The sequence below is a fragment of the Sulfitobacter sp. G21635-S1 genome (genome assembly GCF_027213915.1).
Lineage (GTDB): Bacteria > Pseudomonadota > Alphaproteobacteria > Rhodobacterales > Rhodobacteraceae > Sulfitobacter.
In genome coordinates this window covers 1-8624 of record NZ_JAPWGV010000051.1, presented here as the reverse complement: position 1 = coordinate 8624, position 8624 = coordinate 1, and the positions used below count along the sequence as shown (strand labels likewise).

11 protein-coding genes are annotated in these 8624 nt (G+C 63.0%); all 11 read right to left on the bottom strand.

Annotated features, from left to right (window positions below):
* Positions 1–70: 70 nt before the first annotated feature.
* Positions 71–2581 (bottom strand): strawberry notch-like NTP hydrolase domain-containing protein, encoded by a 2511-nt coding sequence (locus tag O4H53_RS26550; RefSeq protein WP_269367947.1) that lies wholly within the window; start codon positions 2579–2581, stop codon positions 71–73.
* A 103-nt stretch (positions 2582–2684) separates the two neighbouring features.
* Complete coding sequence (locus tag O4H53_RS26545) at positions 2685–2837, bottom strand: antitoxin PaaA2 family protein (RefSeq protein ID WP_043754116.1); 153 nt, start codon at positions 2835–2837, stop codon at positions 2685–2687.
* Entirely contained in the window at positions 2827–2991 is a 165-nt protein-coding gene (locus tag O4H53_RS26540; protein ID WP_009819683.1) for a hypothetical protein, read from the bottom strand. The genes O4H53_RS26545 and O4H53_RS26540 overlap by 11 nt, the downstream gene beginning before the upstream one ends.
* A 94-nt stretch (positions 2992–3085) precedes the next feature.
* Positions 3086–3604 (bottom strand): type II toxin-antitoxin system YhaV family toxin, encoded by a 519-nt coding sequence (locus O4H53_RS26535; protein WP_008282927.1) that lies wholly within the window; start codon positions 3602–3604, stop codon positions 3086–3088.
* Entirely contained in the window at positions 3601–3927 is a 327-nt protein-coding gene (locus O4H53_RS26530) for a type II toxin-antitoxin system PrlF family antitoxin (RefSeq protein WP_005668772.1), read from the bottom strand. Before O4H53_RS26530 ends, O4H53_RS26535 begins: the two co-directional genes overlap by 4 nt.
* Positions 3928–4051: 124 nt before the next feature.
* Positions 4052–4705: a DUF6927 domain-containing protein gene (locus O4H53_RS26525; RefSeq protein WP_269367949.1), complete on the bottom strand. Its 654-nt coding sequence runs from the start codon at positions 4703–4705 to the stop codon at positions 4052–4054.
* The gene (locus O4H53_RS26520) at positions 4705–5298 is read right to left on the bottom strand and encodes a hypothetical protein (RefSeq protein WP_025042408.1); all 594 of its coding nucleotides are present in this window, start codon (positions 5296–5298) and stop codon (positions 4705–4707) included. Before O4H53_RS26520 ends, O4H53_RS26525 begins: the two co-directional genes overlap by 1 nt.
* A gap of 74 nt (positions 5299–5372) precedes the next feature.
* On the bottom strand, positions 5373–7355 hold the full coding sequence (locus O4H53_RS26515) for a ParB/RepB/Spo0J family partition protein (RefSeq protein ID WP_269367932.1): 1983 nt from the start codon (positions 7353–7355) through the stop codon (positions 5373–5375).
* A 157-nt stretch (positions 7356–7512) separates the two neighbouring features.
* Complete coding sequence (locus O4H53_RS26510) at positions 7513–7902, bottom strand: DUF3768 domain-containing protein (protein ID WP_269367930.1); 390 nt, start codon at positions 7900–7902, stop codon at positions 7513–7515.
* An 87-nt stretch (positions 7903–7989) separates the two neighbouring features.
* Positions 7990–8199 carry a DUF6330 family protein gene (locus O4H53_RS26505; RefSeq protein ID WP_040182663.1) on the bottom strand — a complete coding sequence of 70 codons (210 nt, stop codon included), beginning with the start codon at positions 8197–8199 and terminating at the stop codon, positions 7990–7992.
* A 23-nt stretch (positions 8200–8222) separates the two neighbouring features.
* Positions 8223–8624: zincin-like metallopeptidase domain-containing protein (locus O4H53_RS26500; protein ID WP_269367925.1), on the bottom strand; the 402-nt coding region annotated here is incomplete at its 5' end.

The following is an 8624-nucleotide window of genomic DNA, read 5'->3' as shown; positions in this document are numbered from 1 at the left end:
GAAACCCGAAAATGAATCAGCAGAACAACAGGTTGAAATCCCGAACTCCGCATAACGGTGACGCGGCATACTATGTTTTATCCGGAACTCCGGATAACACGTAGTCGCGCGGCGTTAGCGCGCCCTCGACCAGCTCGTCCTCCGGGTTCATCGCCTCAAGCCGGCGTTTCAGCAGGCTCTCACCTGTCGAGACAACCTGGATGACGCAAGCCTTGCCCGCCGCCAGATCGTCCTTGATCGCGCGGATGATGGTCGGCGCCTTCATGCCCATCAGGAGATGGTTGAAGAAGCGCTGTTTCGTGCTCTCGAAGCGGGACTTGGCCGAGGCGCGAGCAGCCGAGGCATTGGTCTCTCCCGAAGCATCATTGACGCCGGTCGCGGTCAGTGCAGCTTCGAGATTGTGGTGGATCGTCCGAAACGCACCCGCGTATGCATCGTAGATCTTGATCTGGGCCGGGGTGAGCGCGTGTTCGAGCACGTCATACTCCACGCCGTCGAAGCTGAGGGCGCGGGCCGTGTAGAGCCCGAGCGTCTTGAGATCGCGGGCCACCACCTCCATGGCGGCGACACCGCCGGCTTCCATCGCAGAAACGAAGCTCTCGCGGCTTGGGAAGGGGTATTCGGGGCCCTGCCCCCAGAGCCCCAGCCGCGCGGCATAGGCCAGGTTGTGCACGCTCGTGGCACCCGTGGCCGAGATGTAGAAGACGCGGGCGCGGGGTGCTGCCAGTTGCAGCCGCAGGCCAGCAAGGCCCTGCTGGGAGGGTTTGACCCCCCTGCCCTGCTCGGACCCGGCCGCGTTCTGCATGGCATGGGCCTCATCAAAAGCGAGGACGCCTTCGAAGTCTTCACCCATCCAGTCGAGAACCTGGCTCAGTCGCGTGGTACCGCATTTGCCCGCGGACCGCAGCGTGGCGTAGGTGACGAAGAGGATTCCGTTGCCCATCGGGACGGGCTGATCCGGTTTCCATTTGGAAAGTGGCTGAATGTCGGCAGGCGAGCCGCCGAGATCGGTCCAGTCGCGGATCGCGTCCTCGATAAGCGTGGCGGATTTGGAGACCCAGATCGCCTTCCTGCGCCCGGAAAGCCAGTTCACGAGAATGAGCCCCGCGCATTCGCGGCCCTTGCCGCAACCGGTGCCGTCGCCGAGGAAATAGCCAAGGCGATAGGCACGTGCATCCGGGTCATCATCGGCGCGCGTCAGCTTGGTCTGGTCGTCATCGATGGTAAACCGACCGGGTAGATCACGCCCATGGGCATCATGCGCCATGATGATGGTCTCGAGCTGCGCCTCGGAGAGATCTCCCTCCTCGATCAACCGTGTGGGCAGGCGCAAGTCATCACTGCCCGTGTTTGAGGGCATGGGCGGGGCAACCGAGGCCATGGCGATGCTTTCAACGAGCGGCGTGGGATGTTCCTGCGCATCCGCAATCTTGATCCGTTGCGGACGGTAGCGCGCATAGATGTCCGAGATGGGCATGTTGTTGCGCGGGGTCTGAAGGCTCGTGAAGCTGAGCGGACGGACGGCACTGGCCCTGGCTGTGGGGGCGGTGATAACACCGGCAGCGGTCTTGCGCGGGACAGATGATCGAACGGTCGGCCGAGCATGAGGGATCGCTTCAACCCGTTGGGCCGGGCTCATCTCGGTCCGTGTTGCGGCCACGGCATCGACAAATGGAAGGGCTTCATCCAGATCGCACAAAGTGGCGCGGATCATCTCGCCGCCCTCCTGCACCTTGTCGAAGACCATGAGCTGGGTTTCGACAGAGGTGCCGAGCTTGCGGTAGACCTGCCTCGGCATCGTCAGCGCCAATCGTGGCGTCAGGAGACCGCAGGCGCGGGACCAATGCGCGGCATCGCGTTCGGGCGTGAACCCCGGCGGCATGATCGCCACCAGGCGCCCACCTGGTGCCAGGCGCTTTGCAGCCGCAATGAGATGTTTGGCAGCGATGTGCTTGTCGCGGGATCGGTCGACCGAGGAGGCGAAGGGCGGATTCATCACCACGACGTCGGGTAGAACCGGCGTCTGAAGCAGATCGTCGATATGCTCGCCGTCATGGCCCGTCACATCGCCACCAAAGACCGCGCGCAAAAGGCTCTGGCGAAAGGGGTCGATCTCGTTGAGCACAAGGGTGGCACCGGCCCGGGCGGCGAAAGCTGCCAGGGCACCGGTGCCAGCCGAGGGCTCCAGCACGGTCTCGCCCTTGCGAACGGCTGCCGCCCGCAAGGCCAGCGCCGCAAATGGCAGCGGCGTGGAAAACTGCTGTAGCCGGATCTGCTGCTCTGACCGGCGGGTTTCCGTAAGGAGACGTGAGGCGAGGAGTTTTGCGTTGGCGATGTCTGCTGTGGCACCGGCCCCACGCAGAAGCACCTGGATGGCCGCTGCCTGCATCATGTCATAGGCCATGCGCCAGTCCCAGGCGCCACCGGCATCGCTGCCATGAAACGTCTCGCGCATGATACGCGCGAGCGCTGAACTGCGCAGGGGCTGGTCATCGACCTCCGTGCCGATTTGCGCGAGGGCAGAGGCGAGATCGGCTTCGGAGATTGCGAGAGCCGGGTTGGCCGTTCTGGGTTTGGACATGGGGATTTTCCTTTGGATCAGGGTCTGAGTTCCAAAGGACAAAAAGCCCGCTTTCGCTTTTCAGGGTGACGGGGGTCAGACCGCGCTGACCTCCAAGGCTTGGTCAGGACTTGGGTTCGACCTGCCGCTTCGCATCAATCAATGCCTGTGCGGCCTGCATCACCTGAACCTGAGATGTTCCCGAGCGTGCATCCTCCAGCGCGGCCTGCACCTGCGCGCAAAACCACGTGTCATAAGAATTCGCTTCAGCGGCCACGGAAATGCTCCTCGAGCCCGATATCCAGCAGCTTGCCGAGGTCATCGGGCATGTCTGCAACGCGCACAGCAATTGGGAAACGGTGCCCCGTCAGGTCAGGCGCGCATTGCTCCTCTAGCCCGAGGTGCTGCCTATCCTTTTCCGTCTCATTCATTGTGCTTTCTCCGACCGCATTATCAGCCGATGCTACATCTTCGAGCGTGGCGTCGTAAACGATAATGCCAAAGGGTCACAGCAAGCTGGCCCACTTACCGATCGGGCACCGCTTCAAGGGAAGTTTCGAACCGCTTGCCCGCCGCTGCAGCTTCTTTCAAGAGCGCGTCGAAATTGTCAGGTGGATTGCCATCTTCCAGCATCCCTTTGAACGTCGCATAGGCATCCGTCTTGCTGCCGTAGGCGCGCAGGGTCTTGTCGTCGTTCACCCAGGCCACCACGATGACCTTCGCATCGCTGTTGAACCGATAGAACAGCCGATACTGCTGGAAGAATTTCGCCCGGAACCAGTGCTTGCGGTGATCGCCGAGTGTGCCGCCTTGCCGGAAGGCGGCGGCACCCGGATCTGCCGGTATGGCCTCGGTGACCAGCTTGAAGATGGCGGCCAGCCGTTTCGTCGGGTTTTTCTTGCGCCAGGTCTTAGGATCGCGTGCCTTACGCGCCTCGACCTCTTCAATCAGCCCTTCGAGCTGATCCAGAAAGAGCGGATGCGCATAAATCGACCATCCGTTTACGACAAGGGGCGCTTGGGCGGGCACGCTATCGCCGCTCATTCATCCTCGAGCGATAGCGGCGCATCGAGATCGACGTCAACGTCTCCGACCAGTGCTGCAAGACGGTCATGCAAAGCCCCATCGAACGCCCGAATGCGGTCCGGATGCGCCTTGATATCGGCCTCGACAAAATCGAGAAAGGCTCCGAGCACGGGATCTTCCTCGTCGCTGCGCACGGGCTCGATATAGACCCTGCCACTCGGCTCGGTGCAGTAACGAATCTGGTCGCCCTTGCCCAGCTTGAGCTGTTTGCGCACACCCGCCGGCACGGTCGTCTGATACCGATCCGTGAGTTTCGAGACATCTTGTGCGAGGGCTGTCATGGCAGTCTCCTGAAGAAAAGGTTCTTTGCTGCCCGCGATAGGTAATGCATTTGCATTGCCTTGTCAAGACAAGCCGCAGCATCTGCTGTCGCCGGGCAGGTCAATGAACCGTCCGGCGAAGGACCTAATTTCGCCCCGCCAGGAACTCCGCCAGCACCGGGCTAGCCGCACCTTTCGCGGAGCTGAGCAGCTCCGAGCCCGCAAGCGAGGCCTTCGACAGGCGTACGAGCCCACCAGTTTCCTCGATGCGGTAGCAGCGGCGCTTTTGCCGCCCGCGCCTGTAGTGGGTCGCGGTGACAATCTGGCAGGTACTGCCATCGGTGAGCGTCACAGGTGCTGCGAGCTTGATCTTGTCGCCTTCCTCGTAGTCCGGGATCGCAGCCCAGTCCTGGCAGCGCTGGCGCCAGGCATGAGCATAGCTGTCTGGGTCTTTCAGCTCGGACAGCAGGGCCAATAGGCTCAGTGGCGCGCGGGATTCGACCGGTCCCGCGCTTTCCTCCATGTCCTTGTAGCCCCAGCAGCCGTCATCGTATCGGGTGAGGAAGACAGCGCCAAAAGTGATCGACCCGTCCGCATCGGTCACATAGGTCGTGTCTTCGACAGGGGTGCCGTCGAGATTGATGACCTTTGCCGCCGCGTACCAAGTCGAACCCACCTTGCAGGCTTTGACCAGTTCCGTCTTGCGCCTTTCGCCCTCGAAGGTGCACAGCCGAGCAATCTCCGCTTTCTCATCCGCGTACGTCTGGACGCGGCCGTCGGTGTAGAAAAGCCATCCCATCACGCCGCCCTCCGGTCATCGATTTCCATCAGCGCATCGAGCGGCACGCGGTAGGGCTGCATGGCGTCGAAATCCTCGCAATTGCCGCAGTTCTGCACGATCGCGAAGGTGTCGCAGGCATCCTTGAGAATGACCCGGAAGGTGCCGCCGAGGCCCGAGGGCACCTCGTAGGTCCCGCCGATGAGATAGTCCGAAGCCCGGCGCACGAAGACGCGGATGCTGTGGCCATCGGTGGCGAGCCGGATGGCCCCCCGCCCCCGGTCGATGAGCACCTGCACGTCATCCAGGATGTCGGTGTAGAACTGGCCGGTCAGATCGCGAAACGCCATGCGGCGCTGCGCCATCCAGTCGGTATCCCGAAACGGGTTCATGCCGTCGGCGAAGGCGAAGGAGGGATCTGCCTGTTCGGTGGTGACGATACGGGTGGTCGTGCCATCGATGCCGTTTGAGCGCAGATGCACACCATTGCCGACGATCAGGATCAGGGCGGGCCTGTCCACGGGCCCGTTCCAGTTGGGCAGGAAGGTCTTGCAGGCGCGCGCATGGGCGATCTGTGCCGCAACAGCGGACGCAGAGAACTTGAGAATAGCCATGGGGATGTCTTTCGGTTGGGTGTGGGAGGGTCGACCCGCGCGCTCGGAATGCTCCGCGCGGGTCACTTGATGCGTCAGGCCGCTTGCGCGACCTCGCTGGCAGGCTCCGGAGTTTCCACGGTGGGCTCCGCCTCCTCAAAGGCGACACCGGCGGTCTGCATCATCGGCGGGCACCAGGCGGCCACAGCAGCGCGCTGCGCGTCCGTGAGCGTGGCGAAGGGTTCGGCGAAGAGCTTGTCGCAGAAGGCGACGATCTCCTTCTTGCTCGACGAGGCTAGCGTCACAGCCTCCTGGGCCAGACCCAGATCCTCGCCGAGGATCTTCAGGAGCCAGGCTTTCTTGAAGCGGTTGAAGAGCGCCGCGTTCGGCGTCCAGTGGGCGCGGATGTCGGGCATGATCTCGATCTCGAACGCATGCATCAGGCTGTCGCGCCGGCGGTCCCGCGCGAAGCAGGACTGCGTGGTGCTGGCGGTTGCAAAGGCGACGAGCTTGGCCTTCTCGCCTGCCTCCAGCGCGCGAAACGCCGCGAACTGATCGGCGGGCGCGCGGGTGTCATCGAGCCAGGACAGATCAAGCGCATCATGCGCCGCCGCCACCTGCTCGAGCGAGGTCTCGTCGATCTCGTCCATCTTGGCATGGCTGCGGTATTCCTTGCGGGCCTCGACCTTGATCGCCTGCGTGACACTCATTCTGCTGCACAGAACGTCGCTCACCAGCTTGAAGAGCGTCAGATCGAGCGTGGCCTCCGGATGCAGCGCCATTGCGGCGCCAAGGGCCATGGCGCGCTCGGTCTTGAGGTCCTCGGCCAGCGAGGCTGGATAGGTGATCTCACCAGCGTTGGAGGCCTCCTCCCCCGTCGCGTTGCCCGAGGCGCCGCGCGTGTTCTCCGCTTTGAGGGTGTCCTCCGGGCGCACGAGGCCCACGTGGAGGGTCACCTGCCCGTTCGACCAGGACGCGGCCACGCCTGCACGGGCGAGGTCCTCGGCGCTGTAGGCCTCCTGCAGGTCGCGGGCTTCCTCTTCCAGTGCGTCCACGCGGTCGTAGAGGGCATTGTACGCGTCCTCCTCGAGCCCTTCATCCTCCATCTCGAGTTGCAGTTTCTCAAGTTCGGCGGTGATCTCATCCACGCGCTTCTGGGCAGCCTCATCCGGCTCGATCGGCCCGGGATAGACGCGGCCGTAGTCTGCCATGGTCGTGTAATCATAGCGGACCATCGCATCGGCCCAAGCAAAGCCCAGACTCATACGGGCCTCTTCGGCGGCGGCACCGAGCTTCTCGAGCAGGATTCTCTCGACCAGTGCCGCATCCTCAAGCACGGAATACTCTTCCAGAAGGTCAGCCGCGACGGCGCCGCCGCGGGCCTCGTACTCCTTGCGCACGAAGGCTCCGATATCGTCGCTGACCTGCACACCGCGTGATTTGAGCGCCTGCCGGACGGTGTAGGCCTGCAGATAGCCGCCGTCCTTCGTGAGCGCCTCGAAGACCTCGCGCTGCGCCTCCTGGCTCGGATGCTCGGCGAAGGCCTTCATCGTGTCGAGCGTGATCACCTTGCCCCGGGCCGCGGCGCGGATGTCGGGGTGGATCAGGCCATAGCGCAACCGGCCTTTCACGGCGGCCACCGTGGTGCCGAAGGTCTTTGCGATGGTCTCGGGCGTCTGGCCGTCGACCTCCATCATCCGGGCGAAGGCCTCGAACTCGTCGATGGCATTCATCGGTGCCTGGGTGATGTTCTCGGCGAGCGACAGTGCCGTGGTGACGTCGCAGTCTTCCGGCACGAGGCGGCAGTCCACCTTGGTCTTCGCCGTGAACCCCTTGGTGGCCTTGTCGGCGATCAGCTCCTTCAGCGCTGCATGGCGTCGGCCACCGGCCAGCACTGCGTACTTGCCGTCGAGCTTCTGGACCAAGAGCGGCTGGAGCAGGCCCAGCAAAGCGATGCTGGCCTTCAGATGCGCGATGTTCTCGGGGTCATAGGTTTCTGGAGAGTTACTGCGCACATTGGCGGGGTGTGCTGTCAGATCGCCAATCGCGACGGTGAGCGGGGTAAAACTTGTGGTCATGGGATATCCTTCCAGGTGGGTGAGGTGTGGCCCGCGCCTTCACGCGCGTGACCAATCCCCGGCTTCAGGGATCACCACGACAAAAGGCCCACTCTCCCTTTGAGGGGCAGCGGGCCTTCATCGTCTCAGATGTCAGGGGGAGGAGTCCCCTGCCCTTCTACCAGTCGCGCGCCAGCATGATGGTCAGCACGCGCATGGTGGTGGCAGGATTGTCCGGGGTCTCAGCCCCATAGCGGAAGTCCGAGTCTGCTTCATGCAGATCGATCTTCCAGAACACGGTCTCTCCCCGGATCTCGACCGCCCCGAAATCGTGCCAGCCCTCGGGATCATTCTCAGGCTCGAACGTGGCAAACTCACCGGTTGCCTTGACCGCCTCGGCCATGAAGCCATCGCCGGCCTCCATAAGCGAGCGGGTGACATGCATCCGGCCCTGGATGGGCTGCGCGGGCGGCACTCCAAGGCATGCGAGCTTGCGAAACGCGTCGTTCTGCGCCGCGATCACCGTCGGATCCGGACGGTCTGGCTGGGGTTGAACGGTCATGGACATGGGGATCTCCTTTGAGAAGTTGAAACACCCTTCTCAAAGCCCGCTTTTTCTTTTCCTCTTGGCGGATGAATCGAGGCCGAAAGCGCCTTATCCGAACAGCCCTCTGGCTCTGTAGTTCGGGTTGGGGATGGTTTCGATCCAGCCGCCCTGTTCCTTTATGCTCTCAAGTGCCGCCGAGAGCGGATAAGCGCCCTCGGACGGGCTCCACCAATAGGCACCGCGCTTGAAGGTGATTATCTTGCGGCGGCCGTCTTCGAAGCAGGCCACCCGCAGCGTCTTGGGTTCCTTGCGTGACATGCGAGTCTCCGTTCTCTGTGTGGTCAGGCGGCCTCGGCACTGCGCCCTGCCCTGCCCGTCTCCGATCTGGCGATCAGATAGTCGCAGGCGCGCTGCGCATCTGCGGCGTGCTTGAAGATCGCACCCTTGTCCGACCGAAGAACGCGCAACCAGTTGTGGAGATAGGCGGCATTCATCTCGAGCGTATGCGCCGTGAAGCCAAGCGTTTGACCCAAGAACACCGAGGTCAATTCCGCGACGATCTCCTCGCGTGCGTAAGAGGTGTTGCCGAACTTCGAGAACCCGAAATCGCGGTTCAGCCGATGCGGGGCTTTCGTGGCATGGCCCTTATGCCGATGTCGGCATAATGCCCATAATGCCGCGCTCCGGTTTATGCCGCGCCGACCCTTACAACCTGTTGCGTTGCGGTTAGATCGGCGCAGCAT